This window comes from Alishewanella aestuarii B11 (assembly GCF_000280055.1).
Lineage (GTDB): Bacteria > Pseudomonadota > Gammaproteobacteria > Enterobacterales > Alteromonadaceae > Alishewanella > Alishewanella aestuarii.
The window spans coordinates 24854-48100 of sequence record NZ_ALAB01000010.1 but is presented as its reverse complement, the minus strand read 5'-3'; the positions used below and the strand labels follow the sequence as shown (position 1 = coordinate 48100).

Annotated in this window: 24 protein-coding genes; 8 read left to right on the top strand and 16 right to left on the bottom strand. The window is 51.7% G+C overall.

The annotated features are described in order from the left end of the window. The first annotated feature begins 41 nt into the window (after positions 1–41). Positions 42–1628: a lytic transglycosylase gene (locus AEST_RS05210; RefSeq protein ID WP_008607551.1), complete on the top strand. Its 1587-nt coding sequence runs from the start codon at positions 42–44 to the stop codon at positions 1626–1628. Positions 1629–1646: 18 nt separating this feature from the next. After that, positions 1647–2126, top strand: a complete 480-nt coding sequence (locus AEST_RS05205; protein ID WP_008607550.1) for an NHL repeat-containing protein — start codon at positions 1647–1649, stop codon at positions 2124–2126. A gap of 4 nt (positions 2127–2130) precedes the next feature. Here the strand turns inward: AEST_RS05205 and AEST_RS05200 are convergent, their stop codons facing one another. The 16 genes from AEST_RS05200 to pspA all read right to left on the bottom strand — a co-directional run bounded on the left by AEST_RS05200 (position 2131) and on the right by pspA (position 16697). Further along, positions 2131–2337, bottom strand: coding sequence for a hypothetical protein (locus tag AEST_RS05200; RefSeq protein WP_008607549.1), 207 nt, complete (start codon positions 2335–2337; stop codon positions 2131–2133). A gap of 2 nt (positions 2338–2339) precedes the next feature. Further along, complete coding sequence (locus tag AEST_RS05195; RefSeq protein ID WP_039925143.1) at positions 2340–3182, bottom strand: GAF domain-containing protein; 843 nt, start codon at positions 3180–3182, stop codon at positions 2340–2342. A 234-nt stretch (positions 3183–3416) separates the two neighbouring features. Beyond that, entirely contained in the window at positions 3417–4058 is a 642-nt protein-coding gene (gene maiA, locus AEST_RS05190) for a maleylacetoacetate isomerase (protein ID WP_008607544.1), read from the bottom strand. Then, positions 4055–5074 carry a fumarylacetoacetate hydrolase family protein gene (locus tag AEST_RS05185; protein WP_008607543.1) on the bottom strand — a complete coding sequence of 340 codons (1020 nt, stop codon included), beginning with the start codon at positions 5072–5074 and terminating at the stop codon, positions 4055–4057. The genes maiA and AEST_RS05185 overlap by 4 nt, the downstream gene beginning before the upstream one ends. A 21-nt stretch (positions 5075–5095) precedes the next feature. Continuing rightward, positions 5096–6226, bottom strand: coding sequence for a homogentisate 1,2-dioxygenase (locus AEST_RS05180; protein WP_008607542.1), 1131 nt, complete (start codon positions 6224–6226; stop codon positions 5096–5098). After that, on the bottom strand, positions 6219–7292 hold the full coding sequence (gene hppD, locus AEST_RS05175; protein ID WP_008607541.1) for a 4-hydroxyphenylpyruvate dioxygenase: 1074 nt from the start codon (positions 7290–7292) through the stop codon (positions 6219–6221). Before hppD ends, AEST_RS05180 begins: the two co-directional genes overlap by 8 nt. Before the next feature lie 225 nt (positions 7293–7517). Then, a complete protein-coding gene (tyrR, locus tag AEST_RS05170; RefSeq protein WP_008607540.1) occupies positions 7518–9080 on the bottom strand; it encodes a transcriptional regulator TyrR in 1563 nt (520 codons plus the stop codon). Between the two features lie 132 nt (positions 9081–9212). Further along, complete coding sequence (locus AEST_RS05165; protein WP_008607539.1) at positions 9213–9554, bottom strand: 4a-hydroxytetrahydrobiopterin dehydratase; 342 nt, start codon at positions 9552–9554, stop codon at positions 9213–9215. Between the two features lie 10 nt (positions 9555–9564). Next, complete coding sequence (gene phhA, locus AEST_RS05160; RefSeq protein ID WP_008607538.1) at positions 9565–10365, bottom strand: phenylalanine 4-monooxygenase; 801 nt, start codon at positions 10363–10365, stop codon at positions 9565–9567. A 211-nt stretch (positions 10366–10576) separates the two neighbouring features. Beyond that, entirely contained in the window at positions 10577–11512 is a 936-nt protein-coding gene (locus tag AEST_RS05155; protein ID WP_008607537.1) for a chemotaxis protein, read from the bottom strand. Between the two features lie 32 nt (positions 11513–11544). Then, entirely contained in the window at positions 11545–12798 is a 1254-nt protein-coding gene (locus AEST_RS05150; RefSeq protein WP_008607536.1) for a trans-sulfuration enzyme family protein, read from the bottom strand. 143 nt (positions 12799–12941) lie between these two features. After that, complete coding sequence (locus tag AEST_RS05145; protein WP_008607532.1) at positions 12942–13952, bottom strand: YcjF family protein; 1011 nt, start codon at positions 13950–13952, stop codon at positions 12942–12944. Next, a complete protein-coding gene (locus tag AEST_RS05140; protein WP_008607531.1) occupies positions 13949–15334 on the bottom strand; it encodes a YcjX family GTP-binding protein in 1386 nt (461 codons plus the stop codon). Before AEST_RS05140 ends, AEST_RS05145 begins: the two co-directional genes overlap by 4 nt. Before the next feature lie 21 nt (positions 15335–15355). After that, on the bottom strand, positions 15356–15772 hold the full coding sequence (gene pspC / locus AEST_RS05135; protein WP_008607530.1) for an envelope stress response membrane protein PspC: 417 nt from the start codon (positions 15770–15772) through the stop codon (positions 15356–15358). After that, the gene (gene pspB / locus AEST_RS05130; protein ID WP_008607529.1) at positions 15762–16001 is read right to left on the bottom strand and encodes an envelope stress response membrane protein PspB; all 240 of its coding nucleotides are present in this window, start codon (positions 15999–16001) and stop codon (positions 15762–15764) included. Before pspB ends, pspC begins: the two co-directional genes overlap by 11 nt. Before the next feature lie 30 nt (positions 16002–16031). After that, positions 16032–16697: a phage shock protein PspA gene (pspA, locus tag AEST_RS05125; RefSeq protein WP_008607528.1), complete on the bottom strand. Its 666-nt coding sequence runs from the start codon at positions 16695–16697 to the stop codon at positions 16032–16034. Positions 16698–16884: 187 nt separating this feature from the next. Between pspA and pspF the strand changes: the two genes are divergently transcribed. From pspF to AEST_RS05095, 6 genes are read left to right on the top strand one after another with little or no spacing between them, the layout of a single operon-like run. Further along, positions 16885–17976, top strand: coding sequence for a phage shock protein operon transcriptional activator (gene pspF, locus AEST_RS05120; RefSeq protein WP_008607525.1), 1092 nt, complete (start codon positions 16885–16887; stop codon positions 17974–17976). Beyond that, a complete protein-coding gene (locus tag AEST_RS05115) occupies positions 17973–19583 on the top strand; it encodes an ABC transporter substrate-binding protein (protein WP_008607524.1) in 1611 nt (536 codons plus the stop codon). The genes pspF and AEST_RS05115 overlap by 4 nt, the downstream gene beginning before the upstream one ends. Further along, the gene (locus tag AEST_RS05110; protein WP_008607522.1) at positions 19580–20596 is read left to right on the top strand and encodes an ABC transporter permease; all 1017 of its coding nucleotides are present in this window, start codon (positions 19580–19582) and stop codon (positions 20594–20596) included. Before AEST_RS05115 ends, AEST_RS05110 begins: the two co-directional genes overlap by 4 nt. Before the next feature lies 1 nt (position 20597). Next, positions 20598–21491, top strand: coding sequence for an ABC transporter permease subunit (locus AEST_RS05105; RefSeq protein WP_008607520.1), 894 nt, complete (start codon positions 20598–20600; stop codon positions 21489–21491). Next, a complete protein-coding gene (locus AEST_RS05100; protein WP_008607519.1) occupies positions 21491–22486 on the top strand; it encodes a peptide ABC transporter ATP-binding protein in 996 nt (331 codons plus the stop codon). The genes AEST_RS05105 and AEST_RS05100 overlap by 1 nt, the downstream gene beginning before the upstream one ends. Further along, positions 22483–23247, top strand: coding sequence for an ATP-binding cassette domain-containing protein (locus AEST_RS05095; RefSeq protein WP_008607518.1), 765 nt, complete (start codon positions 22483–22485; stop codon positions 23245–23247). Before AEST_RS05100 ends, AEST_RS05095 begins: the two co-directional genes overlap by 4 nt.

Here is a 23247-nt window from a genome sequence, read left to right as displayed (position 1 = left end):
TCAGACAGGTAATATCGTCTTTTTACATTTGGAACCATGTTATGACTGTAAGAATCTCTGCCGTTGTATTGCTGGCACTGCTTACTGGCTGTGTCAGCACGACAGGGTCTAACTCTGATAACACGGCTGTTACTGCGGTTCAGCCTGCAGTAAAACCCAAAACCACTGATTTTCATAAAGATACTGCATCTGCCGAATTGATTGCTGAACGCTTGTGGAGTGCCGGCCTCAGTGAGGAGCAATTGTTGGAGGCATCCGAGCTGGAAGACCTCTGGCAACGGATCCAGGCGCAGTTATCTTTTAAAGTTCCGCAAACGCGCCCTATTATTGAGCAACGTAATTTTTATGCCGATAACCAGGGTTATCTGGATCGGATTGCCGGTCGGGCGCAACCCTTTTTGTTTTTTATCGTCGAAGAGCTGGAAAAACGGCAAATGCCACTCGAACTGGCGTTATTGCCTATCGTTGAGAGTGCCTTTGACCCTTACGCCCAATCGCCATCACGTGCTGCCGGTATGTGGCAGTTTATGCCGGCCACCGCTAAGCGTTTTGGTTTAGCGCAAAATAGTTGGTACGATGGCCGTAAAGATGTGGTGCAATCTACCCGGGCGGCGTTAGATTATTTAGAGTATCTGTATAACACCCTGGAGCATGACTGGCTCAACGCTATTGCCGCATATAACGCCGGTGAAGGTCGTATTATGCGGGCGATCCAGGCTAACAAAAAGCGGCGCTTACCGACAGACTTCTGGTCGCTTGACTTACCCGCTGAAACTACCGCCTATATCCCAAAATTACTGGCACTGGTTGACATTCTAAAGCGACCGGAAGAGTTTGAAATTGTCTGGAAATTTATTGCTAACGAACCCAAGATTGCAATAGTCGATGCCGGCCGGCAATTGGATCTGGTCGTCGCCGCGGAGCTGGCTGGCATTAGTATTGCCGATTTACAGGCGTTAAATCCCGGCTACAGCCAGTGGGCAACCGCACCGGAAGGACCACACCAACTGGTATTACCGGTAGAAAAAGCCGAACATTTCTCTGCCCAGCTAGCCCAAACGCCGGTAGAAAAAATGATGCAGTGGCAGCCGTATCAGGTTAAAAGCGGCGATACCCTCGGTGCGATCGCCAAACGTTATGGCATCAGTGTCGCAGCGATACAGAAACTGAATAATCTGACAAACAACAATATCCGAATTGGCCAGAATCTGTTGCTTCCAAGAGGCAACAACATTGATACTGAGCAACAGACACAATTGGCAAATACCAGCGGTCAGACCCCGGCAACGGCAGTTAAGCATCAGATCCAACGCGGTGATACGCTGTGGGATCTGAGCCGAAAATATGACGTGACCGTAGCCCAGATCCGGGAGTGGAATAAGCTTGCCGCTGGCGCGCCCCTTCGTGAAGGTCAGCAGCTCACCATTTACAGCAAGCAGCAACCTCTGGTGCTGGCGACAACCCGCACGCTCAATTATCGGGTCAGGCCTGGCGACTCGTTATCGAAAATCGCGCAAAGATTCAGCGTATCAGTGGCAGATATTGTAAAGTGGAATAATATTAATACAGAAAACTTTCTACAGCCTGGCCAACAACTCACCTTGTTAGTCGACGCTGGTGCTGTCTAATTGTTGAGGTCAAGCCCCATGATCAGAGTTCTGTTGGCGTTAATGGCGATATTACTGAGCTTTAGCGCAGCAGCAGACTTTGTGATTGAAGGCAAACTCAAACTTGAACAGGCTGATGGTCAGAAAATACAAAAAACCTTCCCGTTAACGCTGTTTCGGGAAGAGGGCAGTTACCTGTTTAGTATCGGCGAGCAACAAACCCGGCTGCCGGCGCCACCGCAAAAATATTCGCTCTATATTATTTTGCAAAATGATGAGGATCTTTTTGTCACTGATTTCAGTCAGCAGCCATTACGTGCCTTTACCCTGGAGATTGCTGAGCGCCGGCTTGAAGTTAGCCGGGATCCACTGGCCCGCACCGCACGTGGTCGCTATGTGTTAAAGCTGGATGGTGAGATATTTTATTTCAGCCGTGGCCCGGGACAAATTAACTTTATTTTCGACCAGAACGGAGTAAAGGATGTGACCGTCCAGGGTATGTTTAAACCCCGACGCTGAATTATTACGACTGCGGCTCTTGCTGTGGCTGTAATGGCGACCAGAGTCCGGACACCAGGCATAACAACGGCGCCACTAGCAACAACCAGAAATGGGGTAACGGGATCTGATGCCACCAGGCATGCAAGGCGGCAGTGAGCTGAAACAGCACCCCAAACAAGCCAACGTAACATAACAGCCGGTTTAACCAACGTTGTGGAAATCTTAGCATCGTCACTCCTCCCCTAAAGCAGCGGCCTGGTGTTTCAGCTTAACCAAAATGCGGGCAAACATCCCTAACAACAACCTCTCCTGTTCAGTATAGTAGTGATACTGACGAACAGAATCAAAACCGACAAAACCATATAACTGCTGCTCATCAGCAATAGGTATCGTCAATAAACTTTTTATCCCCTGCGGTTGCAATAGCTGCTTTAGTGCATCGTCATCGGGCAAAGAGGGTACATCTGGCAGATACATCTCCCGGCCATGTCGGTGGGTATTTAGCCACTGAGGAATGGCCGCCAGCGGTACTTGTTGTAATGTCTGAATTTCGGGCGCAATACCAGGTGCACACCATTCAAAGGTGTTGGAGCAGCTTTGCCGGATAAAATCGTAATCAAACAAATAGGCCCGGTCAGCCCGCACCACTTCGCCTAACTGCTGTAACGTCAGTTGCAGCATTGCCGGCACAGCAGCAGGCTGCAAACCGATAAAACGCTCGGTAATTTCCAATAAGGTGGCACTAAGGCGAGCCGCGTCAGGTTGAATGCTAGCCTGACGGCTGACCGGTAACTCCGGCAACTGGTGTAAGGTGACTAACTGATAGCCCGGCTCAGGCGCAAAGCTGTTTACCTGATAATAAAGATGGGTGTTTGCCGAATAAAATACTGCCCGGACATTGAAGTTTTCAGCCGGCGCCTGCGCCAGTTGCTGCTCATCCAGCCCGGTAACAATTTTAAATACTGCATTGGCAGCGATACAATGATTCTGCGTGGTACTGGCGGGCAGATCCTGAAACAGCGCACTGGCAAAGGGCGCCTGACGCCACCAGCTAAAGTGATCCATAATTGACATCCGTGACTAGTAACTCCTTGCCTGTTCAGAAATGACAACTGCAATAGACTGACTGCGGTAACCAGGTTGTGGCATACCGGGCTGAATTTTGCCACACAGCGCAGATGACAGCCACACCACAGCTTAGCGGATCCCGGTGCGGGACACAATCGGCGGCAATATGTTTGCAGTAGCTTTCAGAATAGGTCTGCAATGTGATAGATAAAAGCTGGCGCCCATACCGGGCGCCAGCTTTTAAAGTTGTGCGTCAGGCTGTTGTTCGGGAGCCGCCAACGCAAAGGCAGCAAGTTGCAGACAATGCTGATAAATACGGCTGATCAGCGGATAGCGGCTCAGATCCAGGTTAAAACGCAGCGCGTTATAAACCTGAGGTACCAGGCACAGATCCGCCAGACTAACGTCATCACCATAGCAATACTGACCTGCCGTTTGCTGTAGCTTTTGCTCCAGCGCATTAAAGCCCAGTGTCAGCCAATGTTGGATCCAGCGCAGCTTTTGCGCTTCATCCAACGCCAGCTCCCCGGTCAGATACTGCAGCACCCGTAGATTATTTAACGGATGCAGATCGCAAGCAATATCCAGCGCCAGTGCCCGCACTTTAGCACGGGCAAACGGCTCTTGCGGCAACAGGCGCGGCTCGGGATAGGTTTCATCCAGATACTCGATAATCGCCAGTGACTGACTCAGGCTACCTTGCTCATCGACCAGGGTTGGTACCAGCTCAGCCGGATTTAGCGCCTGATAGGCGCTGCTATGCTGCTGACCACCGTCTTTGAGCAGATGCACCGGAATGGTTTCAAAGCTCAGCTGCTTCAGATTCAGGGCGATCCGCACCCGATAAGCGGCAGAAGATCGCCAGTAGCTGTAGAGTTTCATTGCCCCTGATACTCCACCACTTGCTGGTCAATGGCGCCAAAAATACTCTGGCCTTGCTCATCCAGCATTTCCAAGCGGATACTATCGCCAAAGCGCATAAAGTTGGTACTGGGTTTGCCATCCCGAATGGTTTCAATCATCCGGATTTCGGCGATACAGCTATAACCGACGCCACCTTCTTCAATAGAAGTACCATAGGCAGTACCTTGCTTATTCGATACCGTACCCGAACCAATAATAGCACCGGCGCCCAGATTGCGGGTTTTCGCCGCATGCGCTACCAACTCGCCAAAGTGGAAGGTCATATCAAGGCCAGCATTAGGTTTACCAAAAGCAATGCCGTTGTAATGCGACAGCAGTGGTAGATGCAAGCGCCCCCCCTGCCAGTATTTACCCAATTCATCCGGCGTCACGGCCACCGGGCTAAAGCTGGATGCCGGCTTGGATTGGAAAAAACCAAAGCCCTTGGCCAGTTCATTTGGGATCAAACCGCGCAGCGATACGTCGTTGACCAGCATCAGTAACCGGATCCGGCTTAATGCCTGTTCGGCACTGATGCCCATAGGGACATCATCCGTCACCACGGCCACTTCACCTTCAAAGTCGATCCCGTGCTGCTCACTGACGGCAGCAATAGGATCGCGCGGGCCGATAAAATCATCCGAGCCGCCCTGATACATCAGCGGATCCGTCCAGAAGGTTTCCGGCATCTCGGCGTTACGCGCCTTACGCACCAGCTCGACGTGGTTAACATAGGCACTGCCGTCTGCCCACTGATAAGCACGTGGCAGTGGCGACTCACAGTCGGCCTGCACAAAACGTTGCTCACCCGGTACTGTGCCGGCATTTAATGCCTGATAAATTTCAGCCGCCTTCGGCGCCAGGCTGGACCAATGATCTAATAATTGCTGCATGGTGGCGGCGATATGCGGAATAGCAATACAGCGGCTCAGATCTCGGCTTACTACCACTAACTGCCCATCACGGGTCTGATTTTTTAACGTTGCGAACTTCATCTCAATTCCTTAACTGAGCGCTCAGGCTTTAACTTTCCAGCTATTCACATATTCCGGGTTTTCGGTAGCCAAGGCCGCCTCACCGACTTCCAGCGCATCCCGGGTATCCAGCATCACTGCAACTTCATCGGTAAACTTTTTCCGGTACTCTAAACCCGCCTGAAAGGCTTTCGGATGCGGACCATGGGTGAAACCGGCCGGATGGAAGGTGACCATGCCTTTTTCGATATTATCGCGACTGAAGAAATCGCCGGCATGATAGAACAGCACTTCATCGTAATCATCATTATTGTGATAAAACGGCACCTTTAAGGCGCCCGGGTCGCTTTCAATTGGCCGGGGTACAAAGGTACAGACCACAAAGCGCTGCGCGACAAAAGTCGTATGAGCTGATGGCGGTAAATGATAGCGGTGGCTCATTAAGGGCCGGATATCTCGCCAGTTAATCCGCATCACGGCTAAATCACCATGCCAGCCAATGGCATCCAGTGGATTATAGGGGTAAGTAATCACTGACACCTGGCCATGGCGTTTTACCTCAACCTGCCAGCTCTCTTCACTGTACTGAGCTTTGAAGGCAGCATCGATTTTCGGGGTATCCAGCATCGCCGGATCAAAGATCGCATGATTGCCAACCAGGCCTTTTTCCGGCAACTGATAGCTGTCGTTAGTGGCCTCAATCAGCACCACATACAACGGCTCTAGCGGCTCTAACCGCCACATGGTGGAGCGTGGAATGACTACATAGTCGCCATCGCGCAGGGTCAGATGACCATAATCGCAATACAGCTCGGCACTGCCCTCATGGATAAACAATAATTCATCGCCATCAGCATTACGCACCAGCCGGGTCATCTTATCGCTCAAGCGCCAGGTGCGGAATTTACAATGCGCATTATGTAGCAGCAAAGGGACTGCCCAGGGTGAGTCGGTACTCACTTCCAGGTTGTTAAAATCAAACAAGCGAGGCCGTAATGGGCCCTGCCAGTCACTCCAACCGGTTGGTGCATGGCGGTGATGGAAGTGTGTAGCCGGGCCGAAAAAGCCACTACGGCCGGTTTCGCGCTCGTAAATCGCTTGCTCGGGTAAATCGGCATGCGCCTGACGTGATACATCACCTTCTTTTAATGGAAAGGACGCCCATTTACGCATTGCTTAGCACTCCGCGCTGGATCTGATCTTCTTCGATCGACTCGAACAAGGCTTTAAAGTTACCTTCGCCAAAGCCTTCGTTGCCTTTACGCTGAATAATCTCGAAAAACACCGGGCCAATGACCGTCTTGGTAAAGATCTGCAACAAAATACCGTCTTTCATCGGTGCGCCGTCAATCAAAATACGCAGTTCTTTTAACTGTTCCAGATCTTCAGTATGGCCTTCAACCCGCTCATTGACCTTGGCATAGTAGGTATCCGGCGTTGGCATAAAGTCCATGCCGCGCTCACGTAAGGTACGTACCGTCTGATAGATATCATCGGTAGTCAGGGCGATATGCTGAATACCCTCACCTTTGTATTCGCGGATAAATTCTTCAATCTGTGACTTATCATCAGAGGATTCGTTAATTGGAATGCGGATCTTGCCACAAGGTGCAGTCATCGCCCGAGATACCAGGCCGGTCAGCTTGCCTTCAATATCAAAGTAGCGGATTTCACGGAAGTTACCGATCTTCTCATAGAAACCGGCCCACAGGTTCATATTGCCGCGCATCACGTTATGCGTTAAGTGGTCCAGCACCTCCAGACCCACGCCATGTTTGGCCATCTCGACCTGCCAGTTATCATAATATTTGAAGTCAATATCATAAACTGAGCTGGCACCATAGCGATCAACAAAGTACAGCAGGCTACTGCCGATGCCATACACGGCCGGAATATTCAGCTCCATCGGGCCAATCTGATTTTTATATTCTTTGGCACCGTTAGCTAAAGCATGTTTCAGTGCCGCCGCCGCATCTTTTACCCGAAATGCCATTGCACAGACTGACGGGCCGTGTTTACGGGCGAATTCTTCCGCCTGTGAATTCGGTTCGGCATTGATAATAAAATTGATATCGCCCTGCTTATACAACCAGGCTTCTTTCGAGCGATGTTTCGCCACTTCAGTAAAACCGAGTGAACTGAATAAGTCTTTCAGCTTCTGAATACCCTCGGCATCGGCTGCGGTATATTCCACAAATTCAAAACCATCGGTACCCAGTGGATTAATCATATCGGTCATGTGTCTACTCCTATCTTTATCATTGGCGCCATGCGCTTGAGCGCTATCATGCGGTAGCGCCAAAAAAAAGGAAGAGGCGGCATTATTGTTGCGATATCAGGTGCTGGCCTGGCAAGTGTAAAATTAGTGATACAGTGGCTAATTTAGCGGCAGCAACATGAATGGAAAGGCCGTCGTTGTGCAGCGACGGCCAAAATGGCGTACAAAAGCCAAAACAAAGCGTAATTAAATTTTTACAGTCTTGCGATTAATACCATAGTCCCGCAATTTATTCGCCACAGCGGTATGGCTTAAACCGAGCTTTTTCGCCAGCTGCCGTGAGCTGGGGTAAGCCGGAAACAGCTTACGTAGCAGATTGGCCTCAAAACGTTTTACCGCTTCATCCAGGGTGCCATCAAAATCCTGCTCCAGATAGCCAAAGTCATTGGTATAGCTTGGCAGCTGCAGATGTTGCTTTTCCAGCTCATTACCATCCAGCAGGGTAACGGCCCGATACAGCGCGTTTTCCAGCTGCCGTACATTTCCCGGCCACGGATACTGCTGCAAAAACTGGCTGCAATTATCGGTCAGTTTCGGGGCTTTGCGCCCGAGTCGTGCCGCGTAGCGGGCAATAAAGAACTCCGCCAGCGGCAGGACATCCTGTTTGCGCTCACGTAGCGGCGGTATGCTTAGTGTCAGCACATTCAGACGATAAAACAGATCTTCACGGAATTTGCCTTCCTGCACCATCGCCGGCAAATCTTTCTGGGTAGTACAGATCACCCGCACATCAACCCGCACTTCTTTTTCTTCTGCCACCCGGCGGAAACTGCCATCCTGCAAAAAGCGCAGTAATTTGGTTTGCAGTTGCGGTGACATCTCACCGACTTCATCGAGAAACACCGTGCCGCCATTGGCTTGTTCAAAGATCCCTTTCTTGCCCTCAGCGGTGCCGGGGAAGGCATTAGGTCCATAACCAAACAGCTCAGACTCGGCCACATTATCCGGCATCGAGGCACAGGGTACCGTTAAAAAGGGTTTGCCATTGCGGCCACCAGCAGCATGACAGGCCCGCGCTAACAATTCTTTACCGGTACCGGTTTCGCCGACGATTAAAATGGGGGCATCCAGCTGCGCCATGCGCCGCGCTTCCCGTACCACCTTGCGCATGGTATTGCTGCTGGCCTGTATACTGTTAAAACTCTCAGCATCGCCTTTTTTAAAGGCAATCATATGCTGACCGAGCCGGCTTTCCGATTTCAGGTTAATTACCGCTCCGGCTAAAATGTCCTGGCCGGTTTCATCCGGCACCAATACCGGCAAAATATCGGCGATAAAGCGTTTGCCATGAATTTCTAAACGTCGGGTTTGCGCCAGTACATCCTCGCCCTCCAGCCAACGCTGGAAATTAAAGCCTTTCACCATACCTTGTAATGACTGACCGATGATAGCGTCGTAGCTCACCGACAAGGCTTCTAATGCTGCCTCATTGATAACAGTAACATTGGCTTTCAGGTCAATGGCAATCAAACCATCGGGCAAGGTGCGCAGCAGCGTCATCACTTCGTTATGTTCACGCTCAGACGGCATAAAGGCGGTAGTTTTCACATCCTCCACACCCTGGATGCGGCGCATCCTGGCCATCAATTCCTGAAACTGCTCAAAATTCACGGTTGGGAAAGACACATAGATCTTGTTTAACGACGGATCGACTTCGATACCGCGCAGATCCAACTGATAGCTAACCAGCACATTGAGGACATCTTGCGCCAGCCCTAATCGATTTTGACACTGTATTTCTAAACGCATAGCCGCCTTACACCTCTGGCCTGACCGATGCTGCATCATACGGTAAATTAAAGCAGACAGACCAGTTTTTTTGTAAAGAATTATGAACAAAAAAGGACGCACCGGGCGTCCTGTTACAATAAGACAGTAGGCTTAGGCTGCCAGCAGCGCATCCGTCTTAGCCGCACAAATAAAATCATTCTTGTGCAGGCCTTTGATCGAGTGCGACCACCAGGTTACGGTCAGCTTGCCCCACTCCAGCAGCAGCGCCGGATGATGGCCTTCTGCTTCCGCCATTTCGGCCACTTTGTTATGAAAGGCCCAGGCTTGTTTGAAGTTTTTAAATTTGTACTCGCGTTCCAGCTGTAAGATACCGTCACGGACCACAGGCGTCCAATCCGGGATCTGGCGCATTAATTCCGGCAACTCGGCCTCTGATACTTTTGGTGCATCAGCACGGCAGGCTTCACATTTCATTGCAGTTAATTCGGTCATGCTTGGTTTCCTAGCTTGCTTGCTTTTCTTTAGGTGGGAATTTCGGGGCATGTAAACCCAGAGCGCGCGCCTGTTCAACCAGCGCCATCAGATCCAGATGGGCGATATCAAACAGATCATCGATGCGGTTAATCATAAAATAAATCGGCTGCATAATATCGATTCGGTACGGTGTACGCAGTACATCCAAGGCATCAAACGGCTTACGCTCTGGCAGCTCGGATTGCAGCGCATAACGGGTTTCACCCGGCGATGACAGAATACCGCCACCGTAAATGCGAAGCCCGTCCGGCGTTTGCAGCAAACCGAACTCAATGGTAAACCAGTACAGTCTGGCCAGATACACCCGATCCTGCTTATTCGCCGCTAAACCCAGCTGACCATAAATATGGGTAAACTCTGCAAAGGCCGGGTTGGTTAACATCGCGCAGTGGCCAAAAATTTCATGGAATATATCCGGCTCTTGCAGATAGTCGAATTCTTCGCGGCTCCGGATAAAGGTCGCTACCGGAAATTGCTTATTGGCCAGCAACTCAAAAAAGCGATCAAAGCTAATCAATGCCGGCACCTCAGCGCATTCCCAGCCAGTGGTTGCACGCAATACCTTACTGACTTCCTCCAATTGCGGAATGCGATCAGTGGGTAAATTCAGGCGTTGCAGCCCCGCCATATATTCATCACAGGCTTTACCTTCGATCACACCCAGCTGCCGGGTGATCAACTCGTGCCAAATCTGATTTTCTTCGTCACTCCAATGGATAATGCCGTTGGCATCCGATTGGCGCGACACATATTTACTGGTCTTAGTCATACACTACCTGTTGTCTTGATCGTTAACAGCACAGGGCTGCTGGCTCAGTATTTTGATTTTTATAAAAGGGAGCCGATGCAGCGGATACTAGACGATAGTGACGACGGTGTTAATCTTTGGTCCCGGAAAAAGCCACGGCTAAAGTGTAACAAAAGCATTACACCCTAATCGCTTTTCACGGTGATGACGGGGGCAATGCAGCCCCGCAGGACTAAGCGTGCTGACTTGCTGTTAACCAATGATTGACGGCAGTCAATAATTCATCCGGGTGAAACTTGGCAATAAATTGATCGGCGCCGACTTTTTTCACCATCGCCTCGTTGAACACACCGCTTAACGAAGAGTGCAAAATAATATGGATCGGGCGCAGTGCCGGCTCAGCTTTAATTTCTGCCGCCAGGGTATAACCATCCATCCGTGGCATTTCTATGTCTGAAATCAACAGCGGTACGCGCCGGATGACGTCATCGCCCCACTCTTTGGCTTTGTTACGTAACCAATCAAGTGCTTCCTGACCATCCTTAACCAACTCGGATTTAACCTGAATACTGTCCAGCGCTCTTTTGATCTGATTACGCGCTACAGCGGAGTCGTCCGCTACCAGTACCAGGATTTTATCCAAGGCTAAACCCTGCGATTTGGCCTTGGTATCATCACTAACCTCTTCATCAACGGGCATAATTTCAGCATAAACTTTTTCAACATCAATAATTTGCACCAGTTTATTTTCTATCTCAGTAACCGCAGTCAGATAATGTGATTTACCAGCACCTTGTGGTGGCGGTTTAATTTGCTCCCAGGTCATGTTCACGATCTTATCGACACTGGATACCAGAAACCCCTGCACACTGCGGTTGTACTCGGTAACAATCACAAAGGCATTTTCGGTTTTACCTATGCCCTTGCCGGTGGTCGCTTCGGCTAAGTCCAGCACCATCACCGGTTCACCCCGCAAATGCGCAATACCTTTAACACAGGGATGCGAGCCAGGCATTTCAGTCAACTGTGGGCACTGAATGACCTCTCGTACTTTAAAGACATTAATTCCGAAAGGCTGCGGGCCATTGAGCCGGAACAGTAACAACTCGAAACGATTCTGCCCGGCCAGATTGGTACGCTGATTTACCGCATTCAGCAAATTGCTCATCGATATTTCCCTGCAATAACTTGACACTCATGTTAGTTATAGCAGCTTTCCGGTTCCTGTTTTGGATTTAACGCAAGCTTTGGCTTAACTTTTGTGCTTTGTTGCGTTAACGGCGCCAGTGCCTGCTCCAAATCGGCCAAAATATCGTCAACATGCTCCAGACCGACAGAGATCCGGATCAAGCCATCGCTGATCCCGGCGGCGGCCCGCTCTTCTGCAGTATAGGGACTATGGGTCATCGAGGCCGGATGCTGAATTAACGACTCGGCATCGCCCAGACTGACTGCCAGACTAAGCAAACGGCAACGGTTAATCATCTCCCGGCTTTGCTCCAGACTAGCGTTGAGCTCAAACGCCAGCACGCCACCTGCGGCCTGCATCTGCGTACCAAGGAAGCGATAGCCCGGATGACCAGGCAGGCCCGGATAATGCACCACAGCTACCGCCGGGTGCGCCGCCAGATATTCGGCGACCTTTTGCGCATTACTGCAATGCCGCTCTAACCGTACCGATAACGTTTTTAAACCACGGATAATCAGCCAGGCATCGTGTGGGCTGATAGTGGCGCCCATATCTTTTAGCGTGGTCAATTTGATGGTGCGGATTTTTTCTTCATCCGAGACAATAATGCCGGCCACTACATCACCATGGCCATTCAGATATTTAGTCGCGCTATGGATAATAATATCAGCGCCAAATTTCGCCGGCTGCTGTAACAGTGGCGTCAGGAAGGTATTATCAATCACCGACAGGATATTATGTTGCCGGCACAGACCACATAAGAAAGCCAGATCCAATACCACCAAATGCGGGTTAATCGGCGTTTCGGCAAACAGCATTTTGGTATTAGGCTTAATGGCCGCCACCACCGCCGCATGGTCGGTCATATCAACAAAACTGACTTCAATACCATAGCGGGCAAACTGATGACTAAACAGCGCAAAACTGCAGCCATAAATGGCTTTACTGGCAATCAGGTGATCACCCTGCTGTAAAAACGCCAGTGTCGCGGCTGCCACGGCGCCCATACCGGTCGCCGTCGCTGCAGCATCTGCCATGCCTTCCAGTGCTGCCACCTTAAGCTCCAGCTCACGGGTAGTCGGGTTACCTAAGCGGGTATAAATATAACCGTCCTGCTCACCGGCGAAACGGGCTGCGCCCTGCTCGGCATTGTCAAACACGAAGGTCGAGGTTTGGTAAATCGGTGTACTGAGCGCGCCATACGGCTGTTTGGTTTTGCCGGCATGGATACACAGGGTTTCAGCATGTTTATTATTATTTTTCATAAGGGTGTTCTGCTAATGACTGCAACTTTATTCAGCATTAACAGAAAACGCTAAAATGGGAAGCAAGCCAGACGGCTTGCTGTCTGAAGTAATAAAAACTCTGACCAGTGCCCGCTGTCAGCTTTTGTTGGCAGACGGCGCTATCAGCTTTTGTTGGCAGTCGGCTCAGCCGGGCTAAAACGTCCAACCAGGGCTTTTGCCAGCTGTGCGGGCTGAATTTTCTGACTTTGCGCTAAGGGTAAAGGCCGTAATTGCATCATGGCGATATTGCCCAGCCGCGCCACCAATAAACCGGCAACCACGCCTTGCCCGGCCCGGGCAGAGAGTTTTGCCGTTAATTCACTGCTTAACACATCCGCCGCCATGTCGAGCGCCAATTCTGAGCTGCCGGCCCAAAGTAAGGTTGCTATCGCCTGCTTGATTAATACCAGACTACGCAACTGGCCAACAGGTGCGCCGTAGAGCCTGGCCAGCTGGCGTAACATCCGGCTGCTGCGCCACAGCACCAGTAACATATCCGCCAGCGCGAACGGGCTGATCGCGACAGCCAGACTGCTGTCGGTGGCACCGCGCCAGATCAGCTGTTGCGCCTGCCGATCCAAGGGTTGCAGCAGTTGCTGCTCAAATAAGGTCAGGATCTCGGTATCGCTGTGTTCAGGCTTGATCGCAGCACGCCAGTCAGCTATTGCAGTTTGCGTCAGCGCATCCGGCGGCAAAGCGCGCAAAATGGCATCGCAAAGCGGTAAGGCCTCTCCAAATTGCACATTCGCCGCAATGCGCTGCGCCTGTTGCTGCCACTGCTGATTACGTTGCAGCTGCCGCCACAAGCGCCACTCGCGGTAACACAGCACCAGCAGGATGGTCAGCACAGCGCCGGTAAACAGGCTAACCAGAGTACCGGCCAGCAGGCTTTGCTGCCATTGCTGTGTCAGCCAGGCTGTCCACTGCCAAAGCCCCAGTGAGATTAACGCCAGCAACGCGCACAGTGCCGCCAGCCATAACGCACTGAACCGGCTGGAGGCGGAAGGCTCTGGCGGCGCCATGTCATCCAGCGGTAACAGCGGCTGAGGTTCTAACTGCTGACGGGCTTTCGGGATTTCCACTGCAGCTATCTGCTCCTGGCTAAAATGCTGGGCCGACTTTAAGGGTTTCATCGTAGTTTGTCTCCGAGCAAAAATTCCAGCACATGATCCATCCGGACATGGGGTAAAGGTAAGGCGGCGGCCTGCGTTGTCGGCAATAAGGCTGGAAATTGAAACTGATGTTGCTGATACAAACCGGCCGGCGGGATCTGCGCCGGCACTTCGCCCGGATACAGGGTCACCGGCTCGCCAGTTGCCAGATCACGGCCGCTGATACAAGGCTGGCGTTGCCCCTGCTGCAACACAAAGCCAGCCTGACTGGCGCGCACAGCTGCAATCGCCATCGCTTCAGTGGCCGCACTGGCATAGACGCTTTGTTTGATCGGTTGCTGCAACAACTGCTGCAGCAATAACGTCAGGGCCTTATGCTGGTCCGGCGTCACATGATCCGCCTTACTGGCGGCAAACAGTACCTTGCTGATCTGCGGCTGAAATAACCGGCTTAGCAAGCTGGCCGGGCCATAGCGAAAGCTTTGCATTATCAAGCCGAGTGCCTGCTGTAACTCCTGTACCGCACTGTAACCGGCGTTTAATGCAGCCAGACAGTCCACCAGCACCACCTGACGGTCGAGCCTTGAAAAATGCTGCCGGTAAAAAGGCTTGATCACATAATCACAGTAGCTTTGATAATGCTCGGTCATGCGACGCAATAGCGGCGAATCTGTTTCCAGTTGCTCCGGCAATAACGGAAACAGTTGTAGCATCGGCGCGCCGGCCAGTTCACCGGGGATCAGTAACCGACCGGGTTGCTGCAGATAACAACCGCTCTGCTGACTGTATTGCAGCAGCAGGCTGCGGTAACTCTCTGTCAGCTCTTGCAGTTGTACCTCAGACAGGCTCTGTAAATCACACTGCTGCAAAAGTGCTTTAAACGCCACACTGCTGGCCTGACGGTGTGGCTGTTGAAACAGTTGCCAGCAAAATGTTGACCATTGCCGGTAATCCTGCTGTAGCAGCGGCAAATCGAGCAGCCATTCTCCCGGGTAATCAATAATTTCCAGCTGCAGCTCGCTATGTTGCTGCAACCGTGACCGAATAGCGCCCTGCGGGCGGTAGCGCAAGCTCAGGTTAAGCTGGCTCCAGCCGGTGGTTGACGGTGGCCATTGCGCTGGCTCAGCGCTCAGATAGCGTAAATTCTGCTCATACGGAAAGCGGGGGATCGCCAGCGGCTGGTTTTGTGCCAGCCGGCCACCGAGATAACGCCCCTGTTGTAGCACGCTAAAAAAAGGCAGATGCGCTGTTTGGTCGCCGATAGTCAACTGATGCACCAGTGAACTGATAAAGGCGGTTTTGCCGGCACCGCTCAGCCCGGTAACGCCAAGCCGCAGGTGCCGGTCCAGAGTGCGATGGCCAAGTTGCCGGCCGTGATACTGAATACTTTCCAACCAACTCATGCGCAGTCCGACAGTCAGGGGTTACAGGTTATTAAATTCACGGTTCAGCTGAAAGCGGCTGGATGTGACATGCCGCTCCATATCCCGCAATTTCAGCTCCATGCTGTTAAACTGATGATTCAGGTGTTGCAACGCCTGACGTGGTGACTCACCTCGCTGCCAAACCCGGGTTTTTAACTCCACCGGCTTATTGGCATAATCCTGGCTAGCCTCAGTCGAGCCGGCGGCAAAAGCCGCTTTCGACTTTTTTTCCAGCACCACCCAGGCCGCAATATAGAGCACCAGTACAATGCCACCACCGCCGAGGAAGAACGCCGAGACAGTAATGATCCGCACCAGCCACAATTCCCAGCCGAAGTAATCCGCAATACCGGCGCAGACCCCGGCGATTTTGCCGTTCTCGTCGTCCCGTAACAGTTCACGCTTTTTACTGACCATGCTGATTCCTCCATCTTGGGCTGTCGGCATCTAAAATGGCTTCCAGGGTTTTGATCCGCTCGGCCATTTTCTCAGCTCTGACGGTCAACTCGTTCAACTGGTTCAACTCAGCATCACTCAGGCCCTGTTTAATCTTATTTTTACTGCGGTAGTGCATAATCACCCACAGCGGTGCCACAAAGATCATAAACAGGATCAGTGGCACAAAAATAATCTCATGAATATCCATTCGTTAGTCCTTCAAAAAGGACGCCTGTACTCAGGCGTCTTTGTTCTGCATTTTGGCTTTCAGAGCAGCCAGTTCCTGGTCAATTTTGTCTTGCGCAGCCAGCTCAGCAAATTCGTCTTTTAACGATTTCTTACCTAAATCATAGGCTTCAACCTGAGCTTCCAGCGTATCAATTTTCTGCTCGTAACGCTCAAATTTGTACATCGCATCGTTAATTTTGTTGCTATCCAGTGTTTTCTTCACTTCCAGACGGTTAGCAACGGTCTGACGGCGCATTAACATGCTCTTTTGCCGTGCTTTGGCATCGGCCAGCTTTTCCTGTAACTGGGCGACTTCGTCCTGTAACTTGCTGATATGCTCATCCAGATTAGCAATGTCACGGGCAACTGCATCGGCTTGTTCGCTGGCTTTCTCCCGTTCAATCAGGGCAGAGCGTGCCAGATCGTCACGTTCCTTTGACAATGCCAGTTCGGCCTTCGCCTGCCAGTCTGCGGCTTCTTCCTGCAGCCGGTTGATCAGGCGTTGTAACTCTTTTTTCTCCGCGATGGTTTTCGCTGAAGAAGAGCGAACTTCGACCAGTGTATCTTCCATTTCCTGAATAATCAGGCGGACCATTTTCTCCGGATCTTCCGCTTTATCCAGTAAAGCGTTGATATTGGAGTTCACGATATCGGAGAAGCGTGAAAAAATACCCATAATAATTACCTCTGTTTAATGATGACTGACATCGACACCTTTTGTTATTCAGGTTTCTTGCCAACTTGCAAAATCAGATTAATCAATTGAAATTAAACATTATTTTTTATTTTAAAATTCAACTATCGCTTAGTCACGTTATGAAATACACTATTTATTAGTAATTTTCGCTAACTTATGGCTGCTCATGAATAGGAAGTTCCAACAAGATAACCTGCTAGGCCAGGCCAACAGTTTTTTAAACGTGCTGGATCAGGTGTCACAACTGGCGCCGCTGGATAAGCCGGTGCTGATCATTGGCGAGCGCGGTACCGGTAAAGAACTGATTGCAGCCCGTCTGCACTTTCTGTCGCAGCGCTGGGATCAACAATATCTTACGCTGAACTGTGCTGCCTTAAACGAAAATTTATTAGAAAGCGAACTGTTCGGGCATGAAGCCGGAGCCTTTACCGGCGCCAGTAAACGCCATGAGGGCCGCTTTGAGCGCGCCAATGGCGGCACCCTGTTTTTGGACGAATTGGCCAATACCCCGGCCATGGTGCAGGAAAAATTGCTGCGGGTTATTGAATATGGCGAATTTGAGCGGGTTGGTGGCAGCCGGCCGGTGCGGGTGGATGTGCGCCTGGTCTGCGCCACCAATGAAGATCTGCCCTCGATGGCAGAACAAGGCGAATTTCGGGCAGATTTACTGGACCGTCTGGCGTTTGATGTGATCACTCTGCCGCCGATGCGCGAGCGCCGGGAGGATATTCTGCTGCTGGCGGAGCACTTTGCGATCAATATGGCACGCGAGCTGGGGCTGGAGTTATTCAGCGGCTTTACTGAAAAAGCTAAGAAAACGCTGCTGGACTACGACTGGCCCGGTAATGTACGGGAGTTGAAAAACGTGGTTGAGCGCGCCGTATACCGCAACAATAATGGCTATGTGCCGGTACATACTATTCAGCTCGACCCCTTTGAATCAGCCTACCGGCCACAGAAAAGGATCAAAGCACCAGTGAGCCGGGTGCTATCTGAGCCGCTACCGCAGGCAACGCAGCCCCTGGCATCGGCCCTACAGCCCGGCTCGGCGGCAGTACAAGGCGTTGCCGCAGAGTTTGATTTTTCCGGCAACCTGGATTTTAAAACGCTGTCGCAGGACTTTGAGGTGCGCTTAATTAAGCAAGCACTGGCAGCTTGTCAGTATAATCAGAAAAAAACCGCCGATGTGCTGGGACTGACCTATCATCAGCTCAGGGGGTATATGAAAAAATATCAGTTACTGGATAGTCAGCAGTGAAATATCTGTCTTGTTTAAGCCTGCTTTGTGTTGCCCTGCTCGGCGGCTGCAGCCGGGATCAGGGCCCGCTGCGTGAGGGCGGTTTAGTCTATTGCGCAGAGGGCTCACCGGAACATTTTAATCCACAGCGGGTGACCTCTGGCACCACCATTGATATTATCAGCCAGCAACTGTACGACCGGCTGCTGGATATTGACCCGCAAAGTGGCGATCTGCTGCCGGCTCTGGCCAGCAGCTGGCAGCGCTCTGCCGACGGCAGAACCTATGAGTTTCAGCTAAGGCCCGATGTGCAGTTTCATCAGACACATTATTTTACCCCCAGCAGACCATTGCAGGCAGCCGATGTGGTCTTTACTTTTAATCGTATTTTACAGCCAGACCATCCCTTCCATGCTGTCGGCGGTGCTGTCTATCCCTATTTTCAGAGTGTTGACTGGACAGCTCTGGTAACCGAAGTGCGGGCAACAGGCCCGCTTACCGTGCAGTTTCAGCTTAGCCGGCCTGACAGCTCTTTCCTGTCTAATCTGGCTACGGATTTTGCCGCTATTCTGTCGGCTGAATATGCCGGGCAATTACTGGCCAGCGGCCGGCCGGCACAAATTGATAGTTTGCCGGTTGGTACAGGGCCGTTTTTCTTCCGCGAGTACCAAAAAGATGTTCTGGTACGCTTTTACCGGCATGCCAACTACTGGCGCGGTGAAGCGGCGATGGCACAGCTGGTATTTGATATAGTGCCGAATAACGCCCGACGAATGGCCAAGCTGTTAACCCATGAGTGCGACATTATTGCCTATCCGCGACTGGCCGAGCTGGCGCTGATCACCGAACGGCCTGATGTCCGGGTGCAGGAAAGCACCAGTATGAATGTCGGTTTCTGGGCCTTTAATACCCGTAAAGCGCCCTTTGACAATGTTAAGGTGCGCCAGGCGCTATCGCTGGCGATTAATCAACGGGCGATTTTGCAAGCCGTGTATTTTAATCAGGCCACCGCCGCCCGCTCCGTGCTGCCGCCGACTTCCTGGGCCTTTAACCCGCAAATTCCGTTGCATGAATATAACCCACAACGGGCACGCGAGCTGCTGGCCGAGGCCGGTTATGGCAATGGCTTTAATATGAACATCTGGGCGATGCCGGTACAACGTTTGTACAACCCCAATGCGCTGAAAATGGCTGAATTGCTGCAGGCCGACCTGGCGCAGATCGGAGTTAATGCCAGTATTGTCAGCTACGAGTGGAATGCTTTCCGCCGCCGGCTAAGCCAGGGCGAGCATGATTCCGTATTGATTGGCTGGGCCGCGGACAATGCCGATCCGGATAACTTTTTCCGGCCACTGCTTAGCTGTGCCGCCGCAGACAGCGGCTCTAATCGTGCCCTGTGGTGTGATCCGGTCTTTGATCGCATGATTAATCAGGCGCTGCTAACCAGTGATCAGCAGCAAAGACGTAGTTACTACCTGGCAGCCCAACAATATCTGCATAACGAGCTCCCTCTGGTTGCTATGGCGCATTCGCAGCGGATCCAGGCGCTGAACTCGCAGGTAGAGGGCGTCAGCATTAACCCCTATGGTGGTATTGCCTTATTTCAGGCCAGACGGGTGCAACCATGACCATTTACCTGCTGCGCCGGCTGTTTTTACTTGGCACCGTATTACTGGGTTTAAGTATTTTCGCCTTTAGCCTCGGCTACCTGTTTCCCGGCGAGCCATTGCAAAACTTCTCCGGTTTACGCTATCTGGATGACAGCACACGTGAACAGCTGACCCTGGCATACCGGCTCGACGGCTCCTATTTACAGCAGTATCTGGCTTTTATTCAGCGTCTCTGGCACGGCGATTGGGGACTCTCTCTCGCCAGCCAGCAACCGCTGTTAACTGAGATCAGGCAGGTATTACCGGCAACGTTGGAGTTAACCAGTTACGCCCTGCTGGTATCCTTTTTTGTCGGCATACCGCTTGGTATTCTGGCAGCAATCAAACCAGATGGTGTGATCGGTAAAGCGATCTCGGCTATCGCCATTACCGGCTATTCGCTGCCCATATTCTGGTGGGGGTTGTTGCTGATTATGGTATTTGCAGTGGGTCTGGGCTGGTTTCCATCCGGTGGCCGCCTTGGCGTGCTCTACGAGATCCCGCCGCAAACCGGTTTTATGCTGATCGATATTCTGTTGTCCGATGTCAGCTACCGCCAGGCGGCGCTGCAGGATGCCTTGCGGCATTTGCTGTTACCCACACTAGCGCTGGCGACCTTTCCAACCACTGTGATGATCCGCTTTGTGCGCGATGCGATGCTGGATGTCTGGGAGCAAAGCTATATTAAAACCGCAAAAGCCAAGGGGTTAAGCCGCTTGCAGGTGCTGTACCGCCATGGTCTGCGCAATGCCCTGTTACCGGTGATCCGGCAAATCGGCCTGCAGTTTAGCACCCTGATCACACTTGCCATGCTAACCGAAGTGATCTTCTCCTGGCCTGGTATTGGCCGCTGGCTGATCGACAGCATCTATCAGCGCAATTTCCCGGCGATCCAGGCCGGATTAATGATTATTTCGGTACTGGTGATTACGGTTAATATGCTGACCGAAATCCTGCATACGTTCTTTAACCCGCTGGCCAGGAAGCGTTAAGATGCAGAAGTTTCGCTTGTATTTTGAAGAAAATAACCGCTCCCCTCTGGTGCAGCTGTGGCGTGAATTTGCGCGCCAGCACAGTGCCCTGTTTGGTCTGGCCTTGTTTGCCGGTTTTTTGTTATTGAGTATTCTGGCGCCGCTGCTGACACCGCATGACCCCTATCTACAGGCTGACCATTTATTACTGTTACCGCCGTCCTGGTCAGAACAAGGTCTGGTGCAGTATCCCTTTGGTACCGATGATCTGGGGCGGGATTTGCTGTCCAGAATGCTCAAAGGCACCACCTATACCTTCGGTCTGGCACTGGTCACGGTGCTGGGAGCCTTAATCGCCGGTCTGGCACTGGGCGCACTGGCAGGAATGAGCCGTGGCGTTAAATCAAGCTTTTTTAATCATTTACTTGATTTAATCCTGACCATCCCGTCGCTACTATTGGCGATTATTATTGTCGCGGTATTAGGCCCCGGCCTGGCGAACACCGCCTGGGCTGTTAGTCTGGCGCTACTGCCACAATTTGTGCACGGCATTCGTAATGCTATTGCTGAACAACTAAAGCAGGACTATGTTACCGCCTACCGGCTGGACGGCGCCAATAACTGGCAGGTTCTGACCCGGTTGGTGATCCCGAATATTTGGGAGAAAGTCACCATTATGTGTTCGATGGCCTTATCCACCGCCATTCTAGATATCGCGGCGCTGGGCTTTCTCAGCCTGGGCGCCCAGGCGCCAACTGCGGAATGGGGGGCGATGATCAATGACTCGCTGGATCTGATTTATCTGGCACCAGCCAGCGTTGCGATCCCAGGCTTATTGATTTTTACTGCTGTACTCTCCGTTAATCTGGTCGGCGATGGCCTGAAAATCGCGATGCAACGCAGGCGGGAAGGCTGATGCTACTACTGGATATTAAAAACCTGACCATAGAGCTGGAGACCCCGGATGGTTTGATCCGGGCTGTTGACCGGGTCAGTCTATCATTAAAAGAGGGCGAAACCCGTGGCCTGGTCGGTGAGTCCGGCTCGGGAAAAAGTCTGGTGGCCAAGGCCATTGTCGGCGTGTTAAACCGGCGCTGGCATGTGCATGCTGACCGTTTTAACTGGTTAGGGCAAGACTTACTCAGGATCAGCAGCGAGCAGCGGCGACAGATTATCGGCCGCGACATCGCGATGATTTATCAGGAGCCAAGCCGCAGCCTGGATCCGACCGCAGAAATCGGTGAGCAGCTGGAAGAGGCGATTCCAAGCCATCTGCTGGAGAGTCGTTGGTGGCAAAGACCCTTTGAGCGTAAAAAACGCGCTATTGCCCTACTGCACAAAGTCGGGATCCGCGATCACCAAAATGTGATGCAAAGTTATCCGTTTCAGTTATCAGAAGGGGTGTGTCAAAAAATTATGATCGCGATGGCGATTGCGAAAAACCCGAAACTATTAATTGCCGATGAACCCACCACGGCACTGGAGAGCACCACCCAGGCACAGCTATTTCGGTTACTGGCCAGTTTTAATCAGTTAAAAGGTATGGCAGTGCTGCTGATCAGTCATGAACTGGAAAGCGTTGCCCGTTATACCCAAAATTTAAGCGTCCTGTATTGCGGGCAGCTGGTTGAAAGTGGTGACACTGCCAGCTTGCTGCAACAGCCTTTGCATCCCTATACCGACGCCCTGATTAAAAGCGTACCGGAGTTTCAACCCGAGCTGGCCCCCAAAAGTCCGCTCTATGCCCTACATGGCAGCATTCCAACGTTACAGCATTTGCCTATCGGTTGTCGGCTCGGCCCCCGCTGTCCGAATGCCCGCAAGGAATGTGTAAAGACACCGCAGCAGGAACGCTTACAAAATCATTTTTTTAGCTGTCATTTTCCGCTGCAGGGTAAAGGTGATAAATGAGTAACTTACTCGAAGTTGAACAGCTGTCTAAAACCTACGTCAAGCATTTAGGTTTATTCCGGCGTAAACGGATCCAGGCGTTACACGATATCAGCTTTAGTTTGCAGTCTGGCAAAACCCTGGCAATAGTCGGCGAAACCGGCTCGGGTAAAAGTACCCTGGCGAAGTTACTGGTTGGGATCGAAAAACCGGATAGCGGGGTGATCCGCCTGGCTGGCGAGCCGGTGGAGATCAGCCATTATAAAAAATATAACCATGTGATCCGCTTTATTTTTCAGGATGCCAGTCAATCACTGAACCCATTGCAGAAAGTCGGTCAGATGCTGGAAGATGTACTGCGGTTCAGCACCATTCTCGACCCGACGCAACGCCGCACCAAGATCCGCCAGACACTGCGTCAGCTTGGTTTATTAGACGAACATGCGGAGTTTTATCCACATATGTTTTCCGGCGGGCAGCTACAACGGGTCGCACTGGCCAGAGCCCTGATCCTCGATCCCAAGCTGTTAATTCTTGATCAGGCCCTGTCGGCACTGGACCCATCCCTGCGCGCCCAAATCGTTAATCTGCTGCTGGAATTACAGCAAAAAAACGATCTGGCCTATCTGCTGATTACCAATAACCTGCAGCTGGTACAGCATCTGAGTGATGATATGTTGGTATTGTCAGAAGGCGAAACAACGGATTATGGCCCCACGGCCGAGGTTTTTCGTGCGCCGCGCCATGACTACACCCGTAAATTACTTAATAGCTTGCTCTAA

Bases quoted from the DNA above. Each gene is read 5' to 3' on its own strand.
- AEST_RS05210 (WP_008607551.1), top strand. From the start codon at position 42: ATGACTGTAAGAATCTCTGCCGTTGTATTGCTGGCACTGCTTACTGGC.
- AEST_RS05205 (WP_008607550.1), top strand. From the start codon at position 1,647: ATGATCAGAGTTCTGTTGGCGTTAATGGCGATATTACTGAGCTTTAGC.
- AEST_RS05200 (WP_008607549.1), bottom strand. From the start codon at position 2,337: ATGCTAAGATTTCCACAACGTTGGTTAAACCGGCTGTTATGTTACGTT.
- AEST_RS05195 (WP_039925143.1), bottom strand. From the start codon at position 3,182: ATGTCAATTATGGATCACTTTAGCTGGTGGCGTCAGGCGCCCTTTGCC.
- maiA (WP_008607544.1), bottom strand. From the start codon at position 4,058: ATGAAACTCTACAGCTACTGGCGATCTTCTGCCGCTTATCGGGTGCGG.
- AEST_RS05185 (WP_008607543.1), bottom strand. From the start codon at position 5,074: ATGAAGTTCGCAACGTTAAAAAATCAGACCCGTGATGGGCAGTTAGTG.
- AEST_RS05180 (WP_008607542.1), bottom strand. From the start codon at position 6,226: ATGCGTAAATGGGCGTCCTTTCCATTAAAAGAAGGTGATGTATCACGT.
- hppD (WP_008607541.1), bottom strand. From the start codon at position 7,292: ATGACCGATATGATTAATCCACTGGGTACCGATGGTTTTGAATTTGTG.
- tyrR (WP_008607540.1), bottom strand. From the start codon at position 9,080: ATGCGTTTAGAAATACAGTGTCAAAATCGATTAGGGCTGGCGCAAGAT.
- AEST_RS05165 (WP_008607539.1), bottom strand. From the start codon at position 9,554: ATGACCGAATTAACTGCAATGAAATGTGAAGCCTGCCGTGCTGATGCA.
- phhA (WP_008607538.1), bottom strand. From the start codon at position 10,365: ATGACTAAGACCAGTAAATATGTGTCGCGCCAATCGGATGCCAACGGC.
- AEST_RS05155 (WP_008607537.1), bottom strand. From the start codon at position 11,512: ATGAGCAATTTGCTGAATGCGGTAAATCAGCGTACCAATCTGGCCGGG.
- AEST_RS05150 (WP_008607536.1), bottom strand. From the start codon at position 12,798: ATGAAAAATAATAATAAACATGCTGAAACCCTGTGTATCCATGCCGGC.
- AEST_RS05145 (WP_008607532.1), bottom strand. From the start codon at position 13,952: ATGAAACCCTTAAAGTCGGCCCAGCATTTTAGCCAGGAGCAGATAGCT.
- AEST_RS05140 (WP_008607531.1), bottom strand. From the start codon at position 15,334: ATGAGTTGGTTGGAAAGTATTCAGTATCACGGCCGGCAACTTGGCCAT.
- pspC (WP_008607530.1), bottom strand. From the start codon at position 15,772: ATGGTCAGTAAAAAGCGTGAACTGTTACGGGACGACGAGAACGGCAAA.
- pspB (WP_008607529.1), bottom strand. From the start codon at position 16,001: ATGGATATTCATGAGATTATTTTTGTGCCACTGATCCTGTTTATGATC.
- pspA (WP_008607528.1), bottom strand. From the start codon at position 16,697: ATGGGTATTTTTTCACGCTTCTCCGATATCGTGAACTCCAATATCAAC.
- pspF (WP_008607525.1), top strand. From the start codon at position 16,885: ATGAATAGGAAGTTCCAACAAGATAACCTGCTAGGCCAGGCCAACAGT.
- AEST_RS05110 (WP_008607522.1), top strand. From the start codon at position 19,580: ATGACCATTTACCTGCTGCGCCGGCTGTTTTTACTTGGCACCGTATTA.
- AEST_RS05105 (WP_008607520.1), top strand. From the start codon at position 20,598: ATGCAGAAGTTTCGCTTGTATTTTGAAGAAAATAACCGCTCCCCTCTG.
- AEST_RS05100 (WP_008607519.1), top strand. From the start codon at position 21,491: ATGCTACTACTGGATATTAAAAACCTGACCATAGAGCTGGAGACCCCG.
- AEST_RS05095 (WP_008607518.1), top strand. From the start codon at position 22,483: ATGAGTAACTTACTCGAAGTTGAACAGCTGTCTAAAACCTACGTCAAG.